Origin of the sequence: Pseudomonas sp. R38(2017), from assembly GCF_002112395.1 — a bacterium.
In the GTDB taxonomy this organism is placed as follows: Bacteria; Pseudomonadota; Gammaproteobacteria; order Pseudomonadales; family Pseudomonadaceae; genus Aquipseudomonas.
In genome coordinates this window covers 65,822-88,349 of sequence record NZ_NEHN01000009.1, presented here as the reverse complement: position 1 = coordinate 88,349, position 22,528 = coordinate 65,822, and the positions used below count along the sequence as shown (strand labels likewise).

Genomic DNA, 22,528 nt, shown 5'->3' with positions numbered 1-22,528 from the left:
ACTTCTGCTCATAACAATCGGTTATGAAGCGACAGTCGGCTCGGGTTCGCGAATCAACGTGATGCCCGACTGAACCAGCAGGAACTCGTTGTCATCGACTTTATTGACGCGATCGCCAATCGCCAGTTTGTAGGTTGTAACGGGCTCCATGCCGGTGAAACCGTCTGCCGACGGGTTGGATTCCTGGAACTCATGCACGGAATAAACGCGGCCTTCCGCATCTCTTGCATGGAACTGACCGACGAGTACTGCTGCCATCTGCTTAGAACCTCTGGAGATAAAACGCTTGATTTGCGGCTTGGTAGACCGTCATCGAGCTTGGTAAGTTTTCCTACAGGAAAAAAATAATCCGGACGCGGGAAATATCCCTCGTCGTCTGGTGGAATCGTCGTCGGATCATCTATAACTACAGGCTCCTCCCACGGACAGTCGAGAGTCTTCCCATGAGCAATGTCTATAACGTCGCGGTAGTGGTCGGCAGCCTGCGTAAAGCTTCGATCAATCGCAAAGTCGCGCTGGCGCTGGCGGAACTGGCACCGGCCAACCTCAAGCTGAACATTGTGGAAATTGGCGATCTGCCACTCTATAACGAAGACATCGACGGCGATTCACCGCCGGCAGCCTACAGCACTTTTCGGCAAAAAGTGGGCTCATCCGACGCGGTGCTGTTTGTTACTCCGGAGTACAACCGTTCGGTGCCGGCACCGTTGAAGAACGCGATTGACGTCGGCTCGCGGCCATATGGCAAGAGTGTCTGGGGCGGCAAGCCGGGCGCAGTGATCAGCGTTTCGCCGGGTGCCATCGGTGGCTTTGGCGCCAACCAGCATTTGCGCCAGTCTTTCGTTTTCCTCAACGTGCCGTGCATGCAACAGCCGGAAGCCTACCTCGGTGGCGCCGGTACGGCGTTCGATGAGTCGGGCAAGCTGAACGAGTCGGTCAAACCGTTCCTGCAGAGCTTCATCAATGCCTATGGCGAGTGGGTAGCGCAGCATAAGAAGTGATCCACTGATTTTTCTGACAACATAACGAACCTGTGGGAGCTGGCTCCCACGGGTTTTTTTGTGGTCTGATTCTTTCCCTTTTATTGAAGGCTGTCGCGAATGCTCGCTGCGTCACTGATTTTCCTGCTGACCATTACTCTGGTGATCTGGCAACCCAAAGGCCTCGGGGTCGGCTGGAGTGCAACGCTCGGCGCCATCGTCGCGCTGCTTTTTGGCGTGGTGCACCTGAGCGATATTCCGCTGGTGTGGCAGATCATCTGGAACGCCACCGGCACTTTTGTGGCGCTGATCATCATCAGCTTGTTGCTCGACGAGGCGGGTTTCTTTGCCTGGGCTGCGTTGCACGTGGCGCGGTGGGGGCGGGGCAGCGGGCGCAAGCTGTTTGCCTTCATGGTGCTGCTCGGTGCGCTGGTGTCGGCGTTGTTTGCCAATGACGGCGCGGCGCTGATCCTCACGCCCATCGTGATCTCCATGCTGCTGGCGCTGCGTTTTTCCCCGGCGGCGACCCTGGCGTTCGTCATGGGCGCTGGGTTCATCGCCGACACCGCGAGCCTGCCGCTGGTGGTGTCGAATCTGGTCAACATCGTCTCGGCCGACTTCTTTCACATCGGTTTCAACCGCTATGCGGCAGTGATGGTGCCGGTGAACTTTGTCAGCGTCGCCGCCACGTTGGCGGTGTTGCTGTGGTTCTTCCGGCGCGATATTCCGAAAGACTACGACCCCGAACAGCTTGAGCATCCGGAGACGGCGATTCACGACAAGGCCACGTTCTACGCCGGTTGGGCAGTGTTGCTGATTCTGCTGGTGGGCTGTTTTGCCCTGGAGCCGCTGGGCATTCCGATCAGTGCGATCTCGGCCGTTTGCGCGGCGTTGTTGCTGGGCATCGCCGCCCGTGGGCACAAAATCTCTACGCGCAAAGTGATGAAAGAGGCACCGTGGCAGATCGTGATTTTCTCTCTGGGCATGTATCTGGTGGTCTACGGACTGCGCAATGCCGGGCTGACGGATCATCTGGCCGGCTGGCTGGATGCTTTTGCCGGGTATGGCGTGTGGGGAGCGGCCATGGGCACCGGCGTGCTGACGGCGCTGTTGTCGTCGATCATGAACAACCTGCCGACAGTGCTGATCGGGCTGCTGTCGATCGATGCCAGCCAGGCGACCGGTGTCGTGAAGGAGGCGATGATCTACGCCAACGTGATCGGCAGCGACCTGGGGCCCAAGATCACCCCGATCGGCAGTCTGGCGACCTTGCTCTGGCTGCATGTGCTGGAACGCAAGGACATCCGGATCGGCTGGGGCTATTACTTCAGGGTCGGGATTGTGCTGACGGTGCCGGTGTTGCTGGTGACCCTGGCCGCGCTGGCGGTGCGACTGAGCGTCTAACTCTGCCCGGGCACGTTCGGCCACAGATCCGAAACCAGAAACAACCGCTCGGCCTCTTCCCAGTCACCCCGGGCATTTTCGGTCAGGCGCACCATCAGTTGTGCCGGGGCCAGGGGTTCAAGTTCATCGAGCCAGGCCTGTAAATGCTCGTGACTCCAGGTCTGATCCGCCGGGTAATGCGCTGGCGCCAGCCACGCATGGCGGGGCAGGGGTTGCCAGCGTCCGGCCGGGCGCTGGGCGACAAACGCCGGCCAATCCTTTTGATGCAACCAACTACCGCGCAAATGCTGTGGGTGGGCGCCGCTCGGTGGTTCGGATTGCCCGGGCCATGGATACAGCAGATAACCGCCCAGCCACAACTGCGCACTGAACGTTCCGACATCCAGCGCCGCCAGGGCCTCGCGGCTTTCCGGGCGCGCGGAAATCGGCAACTGGTGTTCGCTCAGGTGGGCCAGTTTGCGGTCCAGGCGATCATGGCAGCCGGGGCCGAGCCACTGCGCCGGATCACGGCCGTCGCCGTTCTGCGGGCCGAGGTAGAGCTTGATTGCCAGCTCCAGGTGATGCACACCGTCGCGGTCGCGCAGCAACATGTCGAGCTCGCCGAGGGTGTGGCCTTCACGGCGGATCGGCAGGTTGGCTGCGATCAGTTCGATGCCCGGCGCATGCTCCACGGCAAACTGCCAGAGCCGTTCGTAATACAGGCCCAGACGCCGGGTGCGGGCCTGGGACAGCCAGTGGAGCAGGCCGTAGCTGTCACGGTCGAGGTCGTGCAGCCAATGCACCAGCCGTTCGGGATCGCGCACCCAGTCGCTGCCCGCCAACGGATGACGTTGCGGCCACGGCGTGGCGGCGAGCATCGGCGGGGCGAGGATCACCCACGCCAGATCGCGCACCTCCGGGTGACGTAATTGGTGGGGCAATCGGAGCAAGTCGGGAAATAGGATCATCTTGCGAGCATAGCCTCAAACACGGTCGCACCCTCGGTGCTGAAAGGATTTTGTCTATCCGGCGCTTTCGCCCATAATCGTCGTTTTCGCCGTTGCAGCCCCTCGCAGGAGTCCCATGGAGCAATTTCGTAATATCGGCATCATCGGTCGCCTGGGCAGTTCCCAGGTGCTGGATACCGTCCGCCGACTGAAACGGTTTCTGCTCGATCGTCACCTGCACGTGATCCTCGAAGACACGATCGCCGAAGTCCTGCCAGGCCACGGCCTGCAAACCTCCTCGCGCAAGATGCTCGGCGAAGTGTGCGACATGGTCATCGTCGTCGGCGGTGACGGCAGCCTGCTCGGCGCCGCCCGGGCGCTGGCCAAACACAATATTCCGGTACTGGGCATCAACCGTGGCAGCCTGGGCTTTCTGACCGATATACGTCCCGATGAGCTGGAAGTCGAAGTCGCCAAGGTGCTCGACGGCCATTATCTGGTGGAAAACCGCTTCCTGCTGCAGGCCGAAGTCCGCCGCCACGGCGAAGCCATCGGCCAGGGCGACGCGTTGAACGACGTGGTGCTGCACCCTGGCAAGTCGACGCGGATGATCGAATTCGAGCTGTACATCGACGGGCAGTTCGTCTGCAGCCAGAAAGCCGACGGCCTGATCGTCGCCACGCCGACCGGTTCCACGGCGTATGCGCTGTCGGCCGGTGGCCCGATCATGCATCCCAAGCTCGATGCCATTGTGATCGTGCCGATGTATCCCCATATGTTGTCCAGCAGGCCGATTGTGGTCGATGGCAACAGTGAGCTGAAAATCGTCGTGTCCAAAGATATGCAGATTTACCCGCAAGTTTCCTGTGACGGGCAGAACCACTTCACCTGCGCGCCGGGCGACACCATCACGGTCAGCAAGAAAGCGCAGAAGCTGCGACTGATCCATCCACTCGACCACAACTATTACGAAGTGTGCCGTACCAAGCTCGGCTGGGGCAGCCGCTTGGGGGGTGGAGGCGAGTGATGCTCGATCCCGCGCGTGGTTACGACCTGATCGGTGACGTGCACGGTTGCGCTCTGACCCTTGAGCACCTGCTCGACCGGCTCGGCTTTCACAAACAGGCAGGCGTCTGGCGGCACCCCTCGCGTATGGCGGTGTTCGTCGGTGACATCATCGACCGTGGCCCGCGGATTCGCGAGGCGCTGCACATCGTCCACGACATGGTCGAGGCCGGGCAGGCGCTGTGCATCATGGGCAACCACGAGTTCAACGCGCTGGGCTGGAGCACGCCGGCGCCTCCGGGCAGCGGCAAGCAGTTCGTGCGTGAACACACGCCGCGCCATGCCCGTCTGCTGCACGAAACACTAACTCAGTTCGAAGACCATCCCGGCGACTGGCACGACTTCCAGCACTGGTTCTATGAATTACCGCTGTTCGTCGATGCCGGACGCTTCCGGGTCGTGCATGCCTGCTGGGATGCCGGCCTGATCGAACCGTTACGCGGGTTGTTCCCCGATGGCTGTATCGATGAGCATTTCCTTCAGGCTTCCGCCGTACCGGGCAGCTTTGCCTGCACGGTATTCGATCGCCTGTTGCGCGGTACCGACATGCGTCTGCCCGATGGCCTGACCATGACCAGCGGCGACGGTCTGGTGCGTTCGTTCTTCCGCACCAAGTTCTGGGAGGACGATCCGCAGACTTACGGCGACATTGTGTTCCAGCCCGACGCCTTGCCGGAGCCGGTGGCGCAGAAGCCGCTGACCTCCAGCGAAAAGAATTCCCTGCTGCGCTACGGCGTCGATGAGCCGTTGCTGTTCGTCGGCCACTACTGGCGCAGCGGCAAACCGGCGCCGATCCGACCGAACCTTGCGTGCCTGGATTACAGCGCCGTGCTCTACGGCAAACTGGTCGCTTATCGTCTGGATCAGGAAACCCGCCTGGATCCGCATAAATTTGTCTGGGTCGACGTCGAGCGGCCGGAGGTGCTGCGATGAGCGCGGTAGCAGTATTGCGTCTGCCATTGGCGGCCGACCTGAGCGGTTTCGTCAAACTGCTGCAACGCATGCAAGTGCCTCACCGCGTCAGCGAAGAATCGGGCGAGCAGGTGCTGTGGGTACCGTCGGAAATCAGCGAAGACGTGCGTTCACTGTACGAGCGCTTCCCGGCGGGTGATCCGGATCAGCAACTGGATATTCCGGTGGCGCCGACCTTCAAGCGGCCGAGCTTCGCCGAGCAGTTGAAACATGCCAAGGCCACCGGGTTCATCCTGTTGCTGAGCCTGCTGGTGGGCGGCCTGACGTATCTGGGCGACAACCTCGACACCATGCGCTGGCTGACTTTCCTCGATTTCCGCGTGGTCGGCGACTACATCCATTTCACCTCGCTGGCCGACAGCCTGGCGGCGGGGCAGTGGTGGCGACTATTCACGCCGATGCTGATTCACTTCGGCATCCTGCACCTGGCCATGAACGGCATGTGGTACTGGGAACTGGGGCGGCGTATCGAGTCGCGTCAGGGCAGCATCAACCTGATCGGCCTGACGTTGCTGTTCAGCCTGGTGTCCAACTACGCGCAGTTTGCCTGGAGCGGTCCGAGCCTGTTCGGCGGTCTGTCCGGCGTCCTTTACGGGTTGCTAGGTCACTGCTGGATCTTCCAGTTGCTGGCGCCGAACCCGGCTTATCGTCTGCCGCGCGGCGTGCTGGTGATGATGCTGGTGTGGTTGCTGGTGTGCATGTCCGGGCTGATCTCGATGATCGGCTTCGGCCAGATCGCCAATGCCGCCCACGTCGGCGGGTTACTCATCGGATGCTTCACCGGTTTGTTGGGCGGTTTGTACAACCGCCGTAAACTGGCCGCCTGAATTTTTGAATAAAGAGCACGGAGACCCTGATGTCCTCTTTTAACGACCTGATCAAGAACATCACCCCGGATATCTACCAGAGCCTGAAACTGGCCGTAGAGATCGGCAAATGGTCCGACGGTGGCAAGCTTACCGCCGAACAGCGCGAGCTGTCGCTTCAGGCGATGATCGCCTGGGAAATCCAGAACCTGCCCGAAGAAGAGCGCACCGGTTACATGGGCCCGCAGGAGTGTGCGTCGAAGTCGATCGAAGTGCCGAACATCCTGTTCAAGTCGGACGCCATCCATTGATCGAGATTGGCCGCGGAGCAATCAGCAAAATGTCGGCGCGCCTGGACGGGCCGAACGTGCAATACGCGTTTCGTCTGGATGACGTCGAGGTGCCGGTCAACCCGTTGATCGGCACCACGGTGCGTCTGGAATACCTGGGGGCGATTCACTGCACCCATTGCGGGCGCAAGACCAAGACCAGTTTCAGTCAGGGTTACTGCTACCCGTGCATGACCAGGCTGGCCCAGTGCGACGTGTGCATCATGAGCCCGGAGCGCTGCCACTTCGACGCCGGTACCTGCCGGGAACCGGAGTGGGGCGAGAAGTTCTGCATGACCGACCACGTCGTCTACCTGGCCAATTCGTCGGGGATCAAGGTCGGCATTACCCGTGCGACTCAACTGCCGACCCGCTGGCTCGATCAGGGCGCGAGTCAGGCGCTGCCGATCATGCGCGTTGCCACTCGCCAGCAGTCCGGTTTCGTCGAAGACCTGTTCCGCAGTCAGGTGGCGGACAAGACCAACTGGCGTGCGCTGCTCAAGGGCGATGCGGCGACGGTGGATCTGGCGCAGGTGCGCGATCAGCTGTTCGACAGTTGCGCCGAAGGTTTGCAGGGCTTGCAGGAACGTTTCGGCCTGCAGGCGATTCAACCAGTCACCGACGTCGAGCCGCTGGAAATCCGTTACCCGGTCGAGCAGTACCCGGCCAAGATCGTCAGCTTCAACCTGGACAAGAACCCGATTGCCGAAGGCACGCTGCTGGGGATCAAGGGCCAGTACCTGATCTTCGACACCGGCGTGATCAACATTCGCAAGTACACGGCCTATCAGCTCGCCGTGCATCAATAAGGACTTCAGCATGCGCACCGAACAACCGAAGATGATTTACCTGAAGGACTATCAGGCGCCCGAGTACCTGATCGATGAAACACACCTGACCTTCGAGTTGTTCGAGGACCACAGTCTGGTCCACGCGCAACTGGTGATGCGCCGTAACCCGGCCCGTGGCCCGGGCCTGCCGCCGCTGGTGCTCGATGGCCAGCAGCTGGAATTGCTCTCGGTGACCCTGGCCGACCAGGAACTGAGCGCCGCCGACTACCAGTTGACCGAGAATCACCTGACCCTGCAGCCGAAGAGCGAAACCTTCACGGTCGACACCAGCGTCCGCATTCACCCGGAAACCAACACTGCGCTGGAGGGCCTGTACAAGTCCGGCACGATGTTCTGCACCCAGTGCGAGGCCGAAGGCTTCCGCAAGATCACCTATTACCTCGACCGCCCGGACGTGATGAGCAAGTTCACCACCACGGTGGTCGCCGAGCAGCACAGCTATCCGGTGCTGCTGTCCAACGGCAACCCGATCGCCAGCGGCCCCGGCGAAGACGGCCGGCACTGGGCGACCTGGGAAGACCCGTTCATGAAGCCGGCCTACCTGTTTGCACTGGTGGCCGGTGACTTGTGGTGCGTTGAAGACTCTTTCACCACCATGACCGAACGCAACGTGGCGCTGCGCATTTACGTCGAGCCGGAAAACATCGACAAGTGCCAGCACGCCATGAACAGCCTGAAGAAGTCCATGCGCTGGGATGAAGAGGTCTACGGTCGCGAGTACGATCTGGACATCTTCATGATCGTCGCGGTGAACGACTTCAACATGGGCGCCATGGAGAACAAGGGCCTAAACATCTTCAACTCCAGCGCCGTGCTGGCCCGCGCCGAAACCGCCACCGACGCCGCGCACCAGCGCGTTGAAGCGATCGTCGCCCACGAATACTTCCACAACTGGTCGGGCAACCGCGTGACCTGCCGCGACTGGTTCCAGTTGTCGCTCAAGGAAGGCTTCACGGTGTTCCGCGACGCTGGTTTCTCTTCCGACATGAACTCGGCCACGGTCAAGCGCATTCAGGACGTGGCGTACCTGCGTACCCACCAGTTCGCCGAAGATGCCGGCCCGATGGCCCATGCCGTGCGCCCGGACAGCTTCATCGAGATTTCCAACTTCTACACCCTGACCGTGTACGAAAAGGGTTCGGAAGTTGTCGGCATGATCCACACCCTGCTGGGCGCCGAAGGCTTCCGCAAGGGCAGCGACCTGTACTTCGAACGCCACGACGGCCAGGCCGTGACCTGCGACGACTTCATCAAGGCCATGGAAGATGCTAACGGCGTCGACCTGACCCAGTTCAAACGCTGGTACAGCCAGGCCGGTACACCGCGTCTGGCGGTGAGCGAGTCTTACGATGCCGCCGCGAAAACCTACAGCCTGACCTTCCGCCAGAGCTGCCCGGAAACCCCGGACAAGGTTGAAAAACTGCCGTTCGTGATCCCGGTGGAGCTGGGCCTGCTCGACAGCCAGGGTAACGAGATCGCCCTGCGTCTGGCCGGCGAAGCCGCTGCGCAAGGCACTACCCGAGTGATCTCGGTGACCGAAGCCAAACAGACCTTCACCTTCGTCGATATCGCCGAACAACCGCTGCCGTCCTTGCTGCGTGGTTTCTCGGCACCGGTGAAACTGAGCTTCCCGTACAACCGTGATCAGCTGATGTTCCTGATGCAGCACGACACTGACGGTTTCAACCGCTGGGATGCAGGCCAGCAATTGTCGGTGCAGGTGTTGCAGGAACTGATCGGCCAGCAGCAGAAGGGCGAAAGCCTGGTGCTCGACCCGCGACTGATTTCGGCCCTGCGCACCGTGCTGGCTGACCAGACACTGGATCAGGCGATGGTCGCGGAAATGCTCTCGCTGCCGAGCGAAGCCTACTTGACCGAGATCAGCGAAGTTGCCGACGTGGATGCAATCCACACCGCCCGTGAATTTGCCCGCCAGCAACTGGCGGACAACCTGTTCGATGCACTGTGGCAGCGTTATCAGGCCAACCGCGAGCTGTCTAAAAAGACCCCGTACGTGGCCGAAGCCGAGCATTTCGCCCGTCGCGCGCTGCAGAACATCGCGCTGTCGTACCTGATGCTCAGCGGCAAGCCGGAAGTGCTGGCGGCAACGCTGGAACAGTTCGACGCCTGTGACAACATGACCGAGCGCCTCACCGCGCTGGCGGTGCTGGTCAACTCGCCGTTCGAAGACGAAAAGGCCAAGGCGCTTGCCAGTTTCGCCGAGCACTTCAAGGACAATCCGCTGGTCATGGATCAGTGGTTCAGCGTGCAGGCCGGCAGCACCTTGCCGGGCGGTCTGGCACGGGTCAAAGCGCTGATGCAGCACCCGGCGTTCAACCTCAAGAACCCGAACAAGGTGCGTGCGCTGGTCGGTGCGTTCGCCGGGCAGAACCTGATCAACTTCCACGCGGCGGATGGTTCGGGCTATCGCTTCCTTGCGGATCTGGTGATCGAGTTGAACGGCTTCAACCCGCAGATTGCTTCGCGCCAATTGGCGCCGCTGACTCGCTGGCGTAAATACGACAGCGCTCGTCAGGCGTTGATGAAAGCGGAGCTGGAGCGGATTCTGGCGTCGGGGCAGTTGTCCAGCGATGTGTATGAGGTAGTCAGCAAAAGCCTTGCCTGAAGTCTTTTCAGGGCAATAAAAAACGCCGCTCAATGAGCGGCGTTTTTTATGGATGGATGAAAAGCCCTTATTGGCGCAGATCAAACCGATCCAGATCCATCACCTTCGCCCACGCAGCAACGAAGTCGTTGACGAACTGCTCCTTCGCATCGGAACTGGCATACACCTCGGCCAGCGCCCGCAGTATCGCGTTGGAACCGAACACCAGATCGACGCGCGTGCCTGTCCATTTCACATTGCCGGTCTTGCGGTCGCGACCTTCGAACTCGTCCGCCGCCTTGGACGTCGGCTTCCATTCCACGCCCATGTCCAGCAGGTTGCGGAAGAAATCGTTGGTCAGTGAACCGGGTTTGTCGGTGAACACCCCGTGTTTGGTTTTACCGACGTTGGTGTCCAGCACCCGCAGGCCGCCAATCAGCACGGTCAACTCCGGCGCCGAGAGCGTCAGCAGTTGCGCCTTGTCGATCAGCAAGGCTTCGGCCGGCACGCGGTAGGTGCTGGCGGCGTAGTTGCGGAAGCCGTCGGTGTGCGGTTCAAGAAAGCCGAACGATTCGACGTCGGTCTGCTCCTGAGTCGCATCGGTACGGCCGGGCGAGAAGGGCACGGTGACCGAATGGCCGGCGTTTTTCGCCGCCTGTTCGACCCCGGCATTGCCGGCCAGCACGATCAGATCCGCCAGCGAGACTTTCTTGCCCGAAGCCCCGGCGTTGAACTCGTTCTGAATGCTTTCGAGGGCTTTGAGCACCTTGTCCAGTTGCTCCGGCTGGTTGGCCTGCCAGAAACGTTGTGGTGCCAGACGCAGGCGACCGCCGTTGGCGCCGCCACGTTTGTCCGAGCCCCGGAAGGTCGAGGCAGCGGCCCAGGCGGTGGAGACCAGTTCCGAAACGGACAGCCCCGACGCCAGTACTTTGCCTTTCAGCGCCCTGATATCGCTTTCGTCGATCAGCGGATGGCTGGCCTCGGGAATCGGGTCTTGCCACAGCAGTTCCTCCTGCGGCATTTCCGGGCCGAGATAGCGCGACAGCGGGCCCATGTCCCGGTGGATCAGTTTGTACCAGGCCCGGGCGAAGGCGTCGGCCAGTTGATCGGGATTGGCCAGGAAGCGCCGCGAGATCTTCTCGTAGGCCGGGTCGAAACGCAGGGCCAGGTCAGAGGTGAGCATCGTCGGGTCAATGCGTTTGTTCGGGTCGTGAGCATGGGGAATCGTGCCTGCCCCCGCGCCGTTTTTCGGTTTCCATTGATGGGCACCGGCCGGGCTCTTGGTCAGTTCCCACTCGAAACCGAACAGGTTTTCCAGGTAGTTGTTGCTCCACTTGGTTGGGGTGGTGGTCCAGGTCACTTCCAGGCCGCTGGTGATGGTGTCCGCACCTTTGCCGCTGCCGAAGCTGTTTTTCCAGCCCAGGCCCTGTTCTTCGAGACCGGCGGCTTCCGGTTCCGGGCCGACGTTATCGGCCGGGCCGGCACCGTGGGTTTTGCCGAAGGCGTGTCCGCCGGCGATCAGGGCGACGGTTTCTTCGTCGTTCATCGCCATGCGGCCGAAGGTTTCACGGATGTCCCGGGCCGAGGCCACCGGATCGGGATTGCCCTCGGGACCTTCCGGGTTCACATAGATCAGACCCATCTGCACGGCGGCGAGCGGGTTTTCCAGATTGCGTTCGCCCTGGTTGGTGCGACTCTGTTCATGGCCGTGCTCGTCGGGTTCGGCGACCAGGGTGCCGTCGCCCGGTTCCTGCATGGCTTCGGGGTGTTTGCCGTAACGGGTGTCACCGCCCAGCCATTTGGTTTCCGAGCCCCAGTAGACGTCTTCGTCCGGTTCCCACACGTCGGGCCGTCCGCCGGAGAAACCGAAGGTCTTGAAGCCCATGGATTCCAGCGCGACGTTGCCGGTGAGAACGATCAGGTCGGCCCAGGAAATATTGCGGCCATATTTCTGTTTGATCGGCCACAGCAGGCGTCGGGCCTTGTCGAGGCTGACGTTGTCCGGCCAGCTGTTGAGCGGGGCAAAGCGTTGCTGGCCGGAGCCGGCGCCGCCACGGCCGTCAGCGGTGCGATAGGTGCCGGCGCTGTGCCAGGCCATGCGGATGAAGAGCGGGCCGTAGTGGCCGAAGTCCGCAGGCCACCAGTCCTGGGAGTCGGTCATCAACGCCGTCAGATCGCGTTTCAGGGCCTGGAAGTCCAGGCTTTTGAAAGCCTTGGCGTAGTCGAAGTCCTTGCCCAGCGGATCGGAGGCGGGCGAGTGCTGACTCAGGATTTTCAGGTTCAGTTGATTCGGCCACCAATCGCGGTTCGTCGTGCCACCGCCGGCGGCGTGATTGAACGGGCATTTCGATTCATTTGCCATGTTCGGGTCCTTATCAGGTCTTCTGCGGCCGGCTCGTGCCGACTTCGGATTAGTAAGGCTAGACCCGACTGGGCAGGTCAGCTAATAGGCCGACTATTGGTGGCTGATAGGCAAAGTCTTTTACCGCTGTCTGTTCAGGATTTTTCGGAAGAAACGCAGGACGTGTTTGCGCAAGCGGCGATACCGCGTGCTGAAAGACCCGTCCTTGAGCGGTTGTTGTAAACATCGGGCAAGAATCGTGATGGCCATTGGAAATGTTATTGTATAACATAAAAATGATTTCATCTGATCGATGTCACTGACATGTCCGTGTGGCAGCGGCATCGATCCCTTCCTTTCTGCCTTACGGAATACTAGAAATGTCTGCCCGTTTTCCCTCCTTCCCGCCAAGCCTGCTGGCCTCTGCGCTGCTGATCGCATTCCCCGCGTTCGCTGCCGAACCCCTCGAGATGCAACCCCAAGTCATCACTGCCAACCCACTGGGCAGCCAGACCCTGGCTTCGCCCTCGACGGTGTTGAGCGGTGATGACCTGACGCTCCAGCAGAAGGGCAGCCTGGGCGAAACCCTGAACAAGCAGCCGGGTGTGTCGTCCTCCTACTTCGGGCCGGGTGCCAGTCGTCCGATCATTCGCGGACAGGACGGCGATCGCATCCGCATTCTGCGCAACGGCGTCGGTGCGCTGGACGCCTCGTCGCTGTCCTACGACCACGCGGTGCCGCTGGACCCGATCAACGTTGACCGCATCGAAATCGTCCGTGGCCCGGCCGCGTTGCTCTACGGCGGCAGCGCCATCGGCGGGGTGGTCAACACCTTCGACAACCGCATCCCGACCGAAGCCATCGACGGCATCCACGGCGCCGGCGAGCTGCGCTATGGCGGCGCCGACACCACCCGCAGCAGCGCGGGCAAACTCGAGGCCGGCAACGGTCAGTTCGCCCTTCACCTGGACGCCAGCGCCCGCGAGTTCAATGACCTGAAAATCCCCGGCTATGCCAAAAGCAGCCGCGAACGGGCGGGGGACGATGGCGATTCCAGCAAGCATCGTCTGGCCAACAGCGACGGTCGTCAGGACGGCGGCGCGGTGGGCGGTTCCTACACTTGGGATGACGGTTACGCGGGGCTGTCTTACAGCAACTACGACTCCAATTACGGCTCACCGGCCGAAGACGACGTGCGGATTCGCATGCAGCAGGAGCACTACGCGTTCGCCTCGGAAATACGCAACCTCGAAGGGCCGTTCAGCTCGGTCAAGTTCGACGCCGGCTACACCGATTACCAGCACCGTGAAATCGAGGGTGGCGAGGTCGGCACCACGTTCAAGAACAAGGGTTACGAAGCGCGGGTCGAAGCCCGGCACCAGCCGTTGGGGCCGTTCAACGGGGTGATCGGCGCGCAGGTCAGTCGTAATGAATTCTCGGCACTGGGCGAAGAAGCCTTCGTGCCGCACACCGATACCAACGCCGGTGCATTGTTCGTTCTGGAAGAGCTGCAAGCCACGGATCGCCTACTGTTCACCCTCGGCGGTCGTCTGGAACACACCACGGTCGACCCGGACGCCAAAGGCAACGAGCGCTTCGCCAATGCCGACCGCTCCAGCAGTTTCACCGCTGGCAGTCTGTCGTCCGGAGCGGTGTATACGCTGACGCCGATATGGTCGGTTGCTGCCACGCTGGGCTACACCGAGCGGGCGCCGACGTTCTACGAGTTGTACGCCAACGGCGCGCACGTCGCGACCGGCACTTTCGAAGTCGGGGATGCGGGTCTGTCGAAGGAGAAAGCCGTCTCCAGCGATCTGGCATTGCGTTTCGACAATGGCACGCACAAGGGCAGCGTCGGCGTGTTCTACAGCCACTTCTCCAATTACATCGGCCTGCTCGGCACTGGTCGCACGCTCAATGATGAAGGTGAAGAAGACGCCGCCGGCATTCCCGAATACGCCTATTCCGGTGTTCGTGCGCGCTTCAGCGGCATTGAAGCTCAGGATCGCTGGCAGCTCGGCGAGAGCGCCTACGGCAAGTTCGCGCTGGAACTGTCGGGCGACTACACCCGTGCCAAGAACCTCGACAACGGCCAGGATCTGCCGCGCATCGCGCCGCTGCGCTTGAATACCGGTTTGTTGTGGGAGCTGGATCGCTGGCAGGCGCGGATCGATGTGGAGCACGCCAGTTCGCAGCATCGGGTGCCGGACAATGAAAGCAGCACCGATGGCTACACCACGCTGGGTGCGAATGTGGGTTATCACTTCGACGTCGGCCAGAGCAAATGGCTGGCCTTCGTCAATGCCGAGAACCTGACCAACCAGACCGTGCGCTACGCCAGCTCTATCCTGCGCGACATTGCGCCGGCAGAAGGGCGAAGCATTCAGGTGGGATTGCGCACCACCTTCTGATCAGCCCTGCGCCAGCGTCCCGCGAACCGCGTGACGCTGGCGTCGACATCAGCTCGACTGAGCGGTTTCGTCTTCCGGGAGTTCCTCCCGCAGATCCTGTTGCCCTGGCAGCTCGGTGATCACGCTGAAATCCGTGACCTCCACCGCCCCCAGCCCATAACCCAGCAAATGGAACGAGAAGGCCTTGCGCGGTTGCGGGTTGTCGAAACTGAAATCCATTTCCAGCGGCTGGTCTGCCGTGGCGACCATTTCCGACGGCAGGCCCAGTTGCACGTCCTGTTCGAACTCCTTGGCCTTGAGCTGGATGTACGCCACCTGCTGCGGGTCCATCGAGCGCACGGTCAGGCGCACGCGAGTGTGCGAGCCCTTGGGCATTTCCAGGTACTGCGCGCCGATCAGGTTGTCGGCCCAGTCATCCTTGATCTGCGCTTGCAGCGGGATGATGTTGTCGCTGCCGAACTGATAGCGCTGGTTCAGCGGAGTGCGCAGCAGCGACAGGTCCAGAGCATCGGCGCGGGCCGCAATCTGCCGCGCATTCTGGCCGCTGGCATTGCCCTTGAACGTCGCGCTTTCGGCGATGAAGCCTTCGCTGGCGTAGGCGCGGCAGCGTCGCGGCATGTCGCATTCGGTGAGGATGCCGTGGCCGTCGTGGTAGCGCAATTTGCCGTTGGTGAAGGACATGATTTCGCGCCCGGTGTCGTAGTCGCGAAACAGCGAGCGGCCGCTGAGTGCGGCGGGCACCGGCAGGTCAAAGTAATCGAGGATCGACGCGCTCAGATCGACATGCCCGTAGACCCCGGCGTTCAGGTGCGGCAACTGGGCTTGTTCCGGTGCGAGGGTCAGATTGAACCCCCAGGACGATGCCAGTCGCACGCCATCGATGCCATGGGATTCGTCCGAGGTGATCACCACCAGCGTGTCTTTCAGCACGCCCTGACGTTCGAGGCCGCTGAGGAACTCGTCCAGAGCATCGTCCAGATAGCCGACGGCCGCCTGTTTCGGTGTGTCGTAGCGTTGCAGGTAGTCTTCCGGCGCGGAGTAGGGCTGATGGGTGCCGACGGTCAGCAGGGTCAGCATCCACGGCTTTTTCTGTTTCTTCAGTTGGCCGACATAACCCAATGCGCCTTCGAAGAACGCCTTGTCGTCCTTGCCCCACGGGAATTCCAGGTAGTTGGCGTTGCTGAACCACTCGAGGCCATGGGTCGCATCGAAGCCGATGTGCGGCATGATCTTGTCTTTGGCCATGAAGCGCAGACCGGCGCCTTGCAGGTAGTGAGTGCTGAAACCGTGCTGGCGCAGTTGGGCCGGCAGGCAGGCCTGGTTGCGTTCATTCTGGGTCAGCATTTCCACGCCTTTGGGCGTGCCGTTGTTCAACTTGTCGTAATCGCCGCAGAGCATGGCGTACAGGCCGCGAATGGTCTGGTGCGTGTGCAGCACGTAGTCCGGCGTGTTCATGCCGCGCTCGGCCCAGCGGCTGAGCTTGGGCATCAGGTCTTCTTGATAATGGCTGCCGATGGCCTCGCGATTGGCGCGGATGTAGGCGCCGGGAATGCCTTCTACGGCAACGATCAGCACGTTGCGCGCCTGACCTTTTGCCGCCAGTAACGAGTGGCCGTTCAAGTCGAGGTCGGTGAGCCCGGCCATCGAGGGTGGAGGTATTTCGCTACCGCCCTCCAGCCATTCTTCGGCCTGCATCTGCGCGTCGGCCACCTGCGCGGCGAGCAACTGATGCGGCAGGTTGTACAGACGCCATGGGTCGGCGTCGCTCGGCGAAAGATTCTGTGCGCCCCAATGGGCGGCGAACAGCAACACCGGTCCCGACCACACAGCGCGGGGCAGGGCCGGGGCAGGTGTTCCGCGGTTTGCCCACTGCGTCGCCAGCCATAGCAACACGCCCAGCAGCAATGCACCGGCCACTCCTGGATGGGCGAAGCCGCCGCCGGTGGAGTTCTCGACGAATTGCGGGTCGATCAGGTAATGCAGGTCCTGGGGATTGGGCAGGCGCCCGACCGCGCTGACCAGTTCTGCTGTCGCCACCGCCAGCAAACCCCAGAACACCAGCACTGGTAGCCCTAGCCACCACGGTCGGCGATGTAGCAGGACCACCAGCAGGCTGCCGATGGCCAGGTCCGAAAGATAACCGAACAGGCTCGACCAGCCGAGTGCCGCACGCAGGCACACCGGCACGATCATTACCAGAAAAATCAAAGAGAGAAGACGGGCGTCGGGATGCCGAAGCCGTTGAAAAAGAGCGCTCACAAAAAAGACCTTCCAGCCATCAAACCGTCATAAAAGTGTGCGCGATGATACCAAGGGTGGGCTGTCTGATCGCCCTTTTAAACACGAGACTGATCCGCAGGCGAACGCGTATACGATCTGGTCGAATTGCCTGAAGCCTTGACCTGCGTTCGTATCAACGGAAGGGAAGGCCGTTTTCGGCCCCAGCGAAACAGGGGATTAATTGTTTCAGGCTGTTTATTGCGCCTTTGACACGCGATACCTGACGCTATGAAGTCTGGTGGAAACGGCTAAGCACTGGTCATCGAACGCCATGATGAAGGCCACTCTTTATGGACAGGGTGATGGCCACTCAGTAGCATTCGCGCCTTCGGGATCTGCTTTATTCACGTGGTCCGGCGTGAACCCTCAAGGAGTCGACATGCGTAAAAGTGCCAATGGTGACAATCCCACAGTGGTGACGCTGGTGAACGGTGAAATCCGCCGCGAAACCCACATCAGCTTCAGCTCGGCTTCGATCATCAATGGCGAGATTCGGGTCCAGTCTGTGGAAGGCAACCAGATCCAGGTGCAAATGCCGGGTATGGATGTCGCCTTGCGTTTTGATCTGGATGGCGTTCAGCAAGTGCCAAATGTTGAACCTGAACCGATCGAAGACAAACAGACGCCTGCCGGCAAGTCCTTGTCGGTGTTCAACTGGAAGACGTTGCTGATCACCTTTTTTCTGTGGTTTTTTGTGGGTTTGTTTTCAGGAACGCTGGGATTTTTCATGGCCGCGGGTTATTTCGGTTACCAGTGGCGGCAGGTGGTCAAGCGCAAGAAGCTGCTGTTGAATGGACAGTCACTGCCGCCAGCCTCCACTCAAGCGCAAGATCACTCTCAAACCAATACTTCAAAGCTATCCAGGGAGAACGTGCGTGATGCGTTGGCGCGTCATCGTTGAATTCGATCACATGACGCTTTGTCCATCATCGAAAATGCTTTCAATCGGCATTTCGAACGCTCGGGCAATCTGAAAGGCCAGGGGCAGGCTTGGGTCATAGCGTTCGTTCTCGATCGCATTGATGGTCTGGCGCGAAACGTTGAGGCGTTCGGCCAGATCCACCTGCGACCACTTGCGCTCGGCGCGCAGTTCCTTCAGGCGGTTTTTCATTGGTAACGACGCCGGGCGATACGCAGGCCGAATGTGCGGGGCGCCGACAGTTTCCAGAAAACCGTAAGTGAACGTCAACAAAGCCGAGGCCGCGAACGCAAAGCCCAAGGCTTCGAACTGGATCCGCAGGTACATTTCATCGAGGCGGCGCATGTCACGCACGACCGTCCAGCAGAACAGCCCGACCGGAATCATCGGTACCTATTCTGATGCCATCTGCCATACATCCGTTGCACCTGTAGTCCGCAAACCCCCGTCTATAGTGACAAGGCTGTGCGAAACGGGTGGCGTATCCATACCTTGAAAGAGGGGGCGCCGAGAAGACAGGTTGTCTATCAGGAGATCGTCATGAGCCAGATCGAAAAAGTCCTCTACACCGCAAAGACCCACACCACCGGCGGACGTGACGGTGCGTCGCGCAGTTCTGACGGGATTCTCGATGTGAAGTTGTCGTCCCCCGGCACCAACGGCGGTGGGACCAATCCGGAACAACTGTTCGCTGCCGGCTGGTCGGCATGCTTCATCGGCGCGATGAAAGCGGTGGCGGGGCAGCAGAAAATCAGCCTGCCAGCGGACCTGGCGGTGGATGCCGAAGTGGACCTGGGCACCAACTCGGGAGGGTATCTGTTGCAGGCACGGCTCAATGTGAGCCTGCCGGGCATGGAACGCGGCGCGGCGCAGCAACTGGTGGATGCGGCGCATCAGGTGTGCCCGTACTCCAAGGCCACGCGCAACAATATCGAAGTCGAGTTGAAACTGGTCTGACATCCAGATGCAAACGGGGCGGCATGATCGTCGATCTTACCGCCCCGTTTGTTTTTTGAAGCCGTAAAGCCGTCAGCCGGCGATCAATGCATCTTGCTGTGATCGTGGCCTTCCATGTTGGTCAGCGAGCGCACCGGCGCCTGGACTTCGATGGCTTGCTTCTCGCCCTTGGCGTTTTCCACGGTCAGGGTCAGCGGCACGGTGTCGCCTTCCTTCAGTTGCCCCTTCAGGCCCATCAGCATTACGTGGTAGCCGTTCGGATCGAGCTTCACAGCCTTGCCGGCCGGCAGGTCGACCGCGTTGACCGGGCCCATGCTCATCACGTCGTTCTTCATGGTCATTTCGTGGATCTGCACGTCCTTGGCCACTGGCGATGCAACGCTGAGCAGCTTGCTGTCGCTGTCGGCGGTGACGGTCATGAACGCGCCGCTGGCCGACTGGCTTGGCACGGTTGCACGGACCCAGGCGTCATCGACCTTGGTCTGCGCGGAAACCTGGAAGGCCAGGCCCAGCAGGGACAGGCCCAGTGCGGCACGTTTGATGTTGTTCAGAAAAGGGTTCATCAGCAGACCTCCATGACGGTTTGCAAATCTTCCGTACACTCTTGTGCAGAAAGCGATTGGGACAGACCCACGCGCAGGTTGCCGCGGGTGTCGTAGACATAACTGGTGGACGTGTGCGACAGGGTGTAGGTGTCGCCGGCAGGGACTTTTTCGTAGAAGACGTCGAATTCCTTGGCGGTCGCCTTGGTTTCCTCAAGGGTGCCGTACAGGGCGACGAAGCTCGGGTCGAAGGTCTTGACGTAGGCGTCGAGGATTTGTGGCGTGTCGCGTTCCGGGTCGAGGGTGATGAACACCACTTGCAGGATGTCGCCATCCTTGCCCATCAGTTTCTTGATCTTTGCCGCGCGGGCCAGTGTCGTCGGGCAGACGGCCGGGCACTGGGTGAAACCGAAGAAGATCATCGGCATCAGGCCGCGAAAGCTCGACAGCGTCACGGTGTTGCCTTCGGTGTCCTTGAGCTTGAAGGTGCGCCCGAGGATCTTGTCACTCAGATCCTTGCCGTACTTGTACGACAGTTGGCCGCGGGTGTCGCAGCCGGCGAGCAAGCCCAGACCAAGCACGCCCATTCCCGCAAGCACCTTGCGGCGAGTCAACAAAGCCGTCATCTAATACCGCCCTTTGCAGCCCGCCGGTCAGCAAGACAGGCGGGGGGTTAACCGTAAAAGCGGCGCATGATACCAAAATGAACCGGCAGGTCGGTTTTTGATCACCGACGGATGTCAGATCTGGCGACAAAAGGTGTAAGAAAACATGACCTGCGGTTATTGGGAGGACGGCTCGACCGGGCTCCAGCTGCCGCCCAGTGCGGTGTACAGGTTCACTTGCGCCACCAGTTGCGCCAACCGGTCGGAGATCAGACCTTGCTGCGAACTGAACAGCGAACGCTGTGCATCGAGGAACGTCAGGCTGCTATCGACCCCGGTCCGATAGCGGTGCTGCGCCATGTCGTAATAGTCCTGGGTCGCCTGCACCAGATCGCGCTGGGCCTGAAGCTGTTGCTGATAGGTCTCCCGCGCGGCGAGACCGTCGGAGACTTCCTGGAAGGCGGTCTGAATGGTCTTTTCGTATTCGGCGACGGTGATGTCCTTCTGCAACTTTGCGTAATCGAGGCTGGCGCGCAGGCTGCCGGCGTTGAAGATCGGCAGGTTGATCTGCGGCTGGAAGGTCCAGGCACCGGAGCCACCCTTGAACAGACCCGACAGGTCGCGACTGGAAGTGCCGGCGTTGGCGGTCAGGCTGACACTGGGGAAAAACGCCGCCCGGGCTGCGCCGATATTGGCGTTGGCCGCTTTAAGCTTGTATTCGGCCTGAAGAATGTCTGGCCGGCGTTGCAGCAGATCCGACGGCAATCCGGCCGGGACTTGCGCCACCAGATCACTGGCCAGTGGACGTGCCGGCAGCGTTTCCGGAACCGGTGCCCCGACCAGCAGGGTCAGGCTGTTAAGGTCCTGAGCGACCTGGCGTTGATAGCGGGCGAGGCTGGCGCGGGTGCTGTCGACACTGGTCTGCGCCTGGATCTGATCCAGCGCCGAAGATTTTCCGGCCTCGCGGTTGCGGGTGGTCAGGTGCAGGCTTTTCTCGTCGGCAGCCAGGGTTTCCTGGGCCAGGGCCAGCAACTCCTGATCGGCGCGCCAGGTCAGGTAGGCATTGGCGACGTTGGCCACCAGGCTCAATTGCGCGCTACGCCGGGCTTCTTCGGTGGCCAGCCAGCTCATCAAGGCCTGTTCGCTGAGGCTGCGGACCCTGCCGAAAAAATCCAGTTCGTAGGCGCTGATGCCGAGGTTCGCCGAGTAGGTCGAGGTGATCGCCGCTTTGGTTTTGGTCACGCTGGCCGGCACCCGTTGGCGCAGCTCATTGGCATTGGCTGAAACCGCCGGCAGCAGATCGGCGCGCTGAATGCGGTACTGCGCCTGGAATGCTTCGACGTTCAGTGCCGCAACGCGCAGGTCACGGTTATTGACCAGTGCGCTTTCAATCAACTGCTGCAACGCCGGATCATTGAACAGCCCGCGCCAGTCCTCGACAGCGGTCGTGGTCTGGGTTGGCGCAGGGTAGGCGGGGCCTTTGGGATATTGCGCCGCGCTGGGTGACGCCGGGCGCTGGTAATCTGGAATCAACGAGCAACCGCCCATCAGCAACGCCATGGACAGCAGGGAGATCGGCAACCTGGACATCAAACAGCCTCGTTCACATATAGGAGTGGGCGCGAAGGCCCGTGATGAGAAAACGCCGGATCAGGCCCCGGCCATCCATTTCGCCAGACCATGACGACCACTGACCCCGAGCTTGGCGGCCGCGCGTTTGAGGTAGGTCTCGATCGAGCTGTTCTTGACCCGCAACCGTTCAGCCATCTGCGGCACGGTGCCGCCGGTCAGCAGGCCGAGGCAGACTTCCTTCTCACGCACTGACAGGGTGATGTCGCCCAGTGCCAGGCGCTCGTCGAACACCTGTTGCAACGGTGTCTGCTCCTGATCGGCCTGAAGTGGGCGCGGTTGCCGGGCGATGATTTGCCGACGGATCTGCGCGTGACGCTCGATCAACGGCAGCAGGGTGTCGGACAGGCTTTTGAGAAACGACAGCTCCGGCAGGGAAAACACCCGGTGCGTGTGAGGACGACAGAACGAGATGACACAGCGGCGGTTGGAGGTGCGTGACACCAGATTGCACTGGTGGACGCTTTGGTGCGGGTGTCGTTGCTGCAGCGAGGCTTTGAGTTGAATCAGCAGCGAGTCATTCATCTCGATCATCTTCTGCAACAGCGGATGATCGTCCTGGCATTGCAGCGGGTCCGGAGGCGGGAAAGTATCCGGCAAACCGGCGCTGCCCAAGGCCTTGATCTCGACCACGCTGGCCTCGCGCTCGTCGAGTGTCCATTCGCTGAGATCGACCCGGTTGACCGGCACCAGGGTGTCGACCAACTGAAACATGTTGGAGGCGAATCGTTCATTCCCCGTACTGGCGATCAACTCGCCCAGTTGCCAGTAGAAGTGCGGGTTTTCCATGTTGCGAAGACTGCCGGTCAGATTCATATCCTTGTCATCCCTGATTTAAAGCCATTGCCGAATCATCTGCCGTGCATGCACCTGTGAAGCCACCACCCAGTCATTTCTCCTTGAAAT

20 protein-coding genes and 1 pseudogene are annotated in these 22,528 nt (G+C 61.0%); 11 read left to right on the top strand and 10 right to left on the bottom strand.

What is annotated here, in order from left to right:
* Positions 1 to 21: 21 nt before the first annotated feature.
* Positions 22 to 258, bottom strand: coding sequence for a hypothetical protein (locus tag CAF87_RS22200; protein ID WP_085733066.1), 237 nt, complete (start codon positions 256 to 258; stop codon positions 22 to 24).
* Positions 259 to 443: 185 nt separating this feature from the next.
* Between CAF87_RS22200 and CAF87_RS22195 the strand changes: the two genes are divergently transcribed.
* The gene (locus CAF87_RS22195) at positions 444 to 1,001 is read left to right on the top strand and encodes an NADPH-dependent FMN reductase (RefSeq protein ID WP_085708589.1); all 558 of its coding nucleotides are present in this window, start codon (positions 444 to 446) and stop codon (positions 999 to 1,001) included.
* A 99-nt stretch (positions 1,002 to 1,100) separates the two neighbouring features.
* Positions 1,101 to 2,384, top strand: a complete 1,284-nt coding sequence (locus CAF87_RS22190) for an arsenic transporter (protein WP_085733065.1) — start codon at positions 1,101 to 1,103, stop codon at positions 2,382 to 2,384.
* Here the strand turns inward: CAF87_RS22190 and CAF87_RS22185 are convergent.
* Positions 2,381 to 3,331, bottom strand: coding sequence for a DUF1853 family protein (locus CAF87_RS22185; protein WP_085733064.1), 951 nt, complete (start codon positions 3,329 to 3,331; stop codon positions 2,381 to 2,383). The two genes, CAF87_RS22190 and CAF87_RS22185, sit on opposite strands and share 4 nt — an antisense overlap.
* A gap of 115 nt (positions 3,332 to 3,446) precedes the next feature.
* Between CAF87_RS22185 and CAF87_RS22180 the strand changes: the two genes are divergently transcribed.
* Genes CAF87_RS22180 through pepN form a run of 6 tightly spaced genes read left to right on the top strand, consistent with a single transcriptional unit; the run spans position 3,447 to position 9,959 of the window.
* A complete protein-coding gene (locus tag CAF87_RS22180) occupies positions 3,447 to 4,337 on the top strand; it encodes an NAD(+) kinase (RefSeq protein ID WP_085733063.1) in 891 nt (296 codons plus the stop codon).
* The gene (locus CAF87_RS22175; protein WP_371850986.1) at positions 4,334 to 5,308 is read left to right on the top strand and encodes a metallophosphoesterase; all 975 of its coding nucleotides are present in this window, start codon (positions 4,334 to 4,336) and stop codon (positions 5,306 to 5,308) included. Before CAF87_RS22180 ends, CAF87_RS22175 begins: the two co-directional genes overlap by 4 nt.
* On the top strand, positions 5,305 to 6,174 hold the full coding sequence (locus tag CAF87_RS22170) for a rhomboid family intramembrane serine protease (RefSeq protein ID WP_085733061.1): 870 nt from the start codon (positions 5,305 to 5,307) through the stop codon (positions 6,172 to 6,174). The genes CAF87_RS22175 and CAF87_RS22170 overlap by 4 nt, the downstream gene beginning before the upstream one ends.
* A gap of 29 nt (positions 6,175 to 6,203) precedes the next feature.
* Complete coding sequence (locus CAF87_RS22165) at positions 6,204 to 6,464, top strand: YeaC family protein (protein WP_085698878.1); 261 nt, start codon at positions 6,204 to 6,206, stop codon at positions 6,462 to 6,464.
* A complete protein-coding gene (locus CAF87_RS22160; RefSeq protein WP_085733060.1) occupies positions 6,461 to 7,291 on the top strand; it encodes a DUF2797 domain-containing protein in 831 nt (276 codons plus the stop codon). The genes CAF87_RS22165 and CAF87_RS22160 overlap by 4 nt, the downstream gene beginning before the upstream one ends.
* Positions 7,292 to 7,301: 10 nt before the next feature.
* Entirely contained in the window at positions 7,302 to 9,959 is a 2,658-nt protein-coding gene (gene pepN / locus CAF87_RS22155; protein ID WP_085733059.1) for an aminopeptidase N, read from the top strand.
* A 67-nt stretch (positions 9,960 to 10,026) separates the two neighbouring features.
* On the opposite strand, the gene katG is transcribed toward pepN, so the two are convergent.
* A complete protein-coding gene (katG, locus tag CAF87_RS22150) occupies positions 10,027 to 12,300 on the bottom strand; it encodes a catalase/peroxidase HPI (RefSeq protein WP_085733058.1) in 2,274 nt (757 codons plus the stop codon).
* Positions 12,301 to 12,659: 359 nt separating this feature from the next.
* Between katG and CAF87_RS22145 the strand changes: the two genes are divergently transcribed.
* A complete protein-coding gene (locus CAF87_RS22145; RefSeq protein ID WP_085733057.1) occupies positions 12,660 to 14,690 on the top strand; it encodes a TonB-dependent receptor in 2,031 nt (676 codons plus the stop codon).
* Between the two features lie 48 nt (positions 14,691 to 14,738).
* Here the strand turns inward: CAF87_RS22145 and CAF87_RS22140 are convergent, their stop codons facing one another.
* A complete protein-coding gene (locus tag CAF87_RS22140; RefSeq protein ID WP_085733056.1) occupies positions 14,739 to 16,949 on the bottom strand; it encodes an LTA synthase family protein in 2,211 nt (736 codons plus the stop codon).
* A 400-nt stretch (positions 16,950 to 17,349) separates the two neighbouring features.
* On the opposite strand from CAF87_RS22140, the gene CAF87_RS22135 reads away from it, so the two are divergent.
* The gene (locus tag CAF87_RS22135) at positions 17,350 to 17,871 is read left to right on the top strand and encodes a hypothetical protein (protein WP_085733055.1); all 522 of its coding nucleotides are present in this window, start codon (positions 17,350 to 17,352) and stop codon (positions 17,869 to 17,871) included.
* A 6-nt stretch (positions 17,872 to 17,877) separates the two neighbouring features.
* Here CAF87_RS22135 and CAF87_RS22130 read toward each other — a convergent pair whose 3' ends face one another.
* Together CAF87_RS22130 and CAF87_RS29560 are read right to left on the bottom strand one after the other, a co-directional pair.
* A complete protein-coding gene (locus CAF87_RS22130; RefSeq protein ID WP_085733054.1) occupies positions 17,878 to 18,081 on the bottom strand; it encodes a helix-turn-helix transcriptional regulator in 204 nt (67 codons plus the stop codon).
* Positions 18,078 to 18,279 (bottom strand): annotated as a pseudogene (locus CAF87_RS29560) (hypothetical protein); the annotation flags it as partial. The pseudogene CAF87_RS29560 and the gene CAF87_RS22130, both read right to left, overlap by 4 nt.
* A gap of 150 nt (positions 18,280 to 18,429) precedes the next feature.
* Here CAF87_RS29560 and CAF87_RS22120 point away from each other — a divergent pair.
* The gene (locus CAF87_RS22120; protein WP_085733053.1) at positions 18,430 to 18,846 is read left to right on the top strand and encodes an organic hydroperoxide resistance protein; all 417 of its coding nucleotides are present in this window, start codon (positions 18,430 to 18,432) and stop codon (positions 18,844 to 18,846) included.
* Positions 18,847 to 18,929: 83 nt separating this feature from the next.
* Here CAF87_RS22120 and CAF87_RS22115 read toward each other — a convergent pair whose 3' ends face one another.
* From CAF87_RS22115 to CAF87_RS22100, 4 genes are all read right to left on the bottom strand, one after another.
* Entirely contained in the window at positions 18,930 to 19,409 is a 480-nt protein-coding gene (locus CAF87_RS22115; protein WP_085733052.1) for a copper chaperone PCu(A)C, read from the bottom strand.
* Complete coding sequence (locus CAF87_RS22110) at positions 19,409 to 20,014, bottom strand: SCO family protein (protein ID WP_085708575.1); 606 nt, start codon at positions 20,012 to 20,014, stop codon at positions 19,409 to 19,411. The genes CAF87_RS22115 and CAF87_RS22110 overlap by 1 nt, the downstream gene beginning before the upstream one ends.
* 156 nt (positions 20,015 to 20,170) lie before the next feature.
* Entirely contained in the window at positions 20,171 to 21,583 is a 1,413-nt protein-coding gene (locus CAF87_RS22105) for an efflux transporter outer membrane subunit (RefSeq protein ID WP_085733051.1), read from the bottom strand.
* A 60-nt stretch (positions 21,584 to 21,643) separates the two neighbouring features.
* Entirely contained in the window at positions 21,644 to 22,438 is a 795-nt protein-coding gene (locus CAF87_RS22100; protein ID WP_085733050.1) for a helix-turn-helix transcriptional regulator, read from the bottom strand.
* Between the last annotated feature and the right edge of the window lie 90 nt (positions 22,439 to 22,528).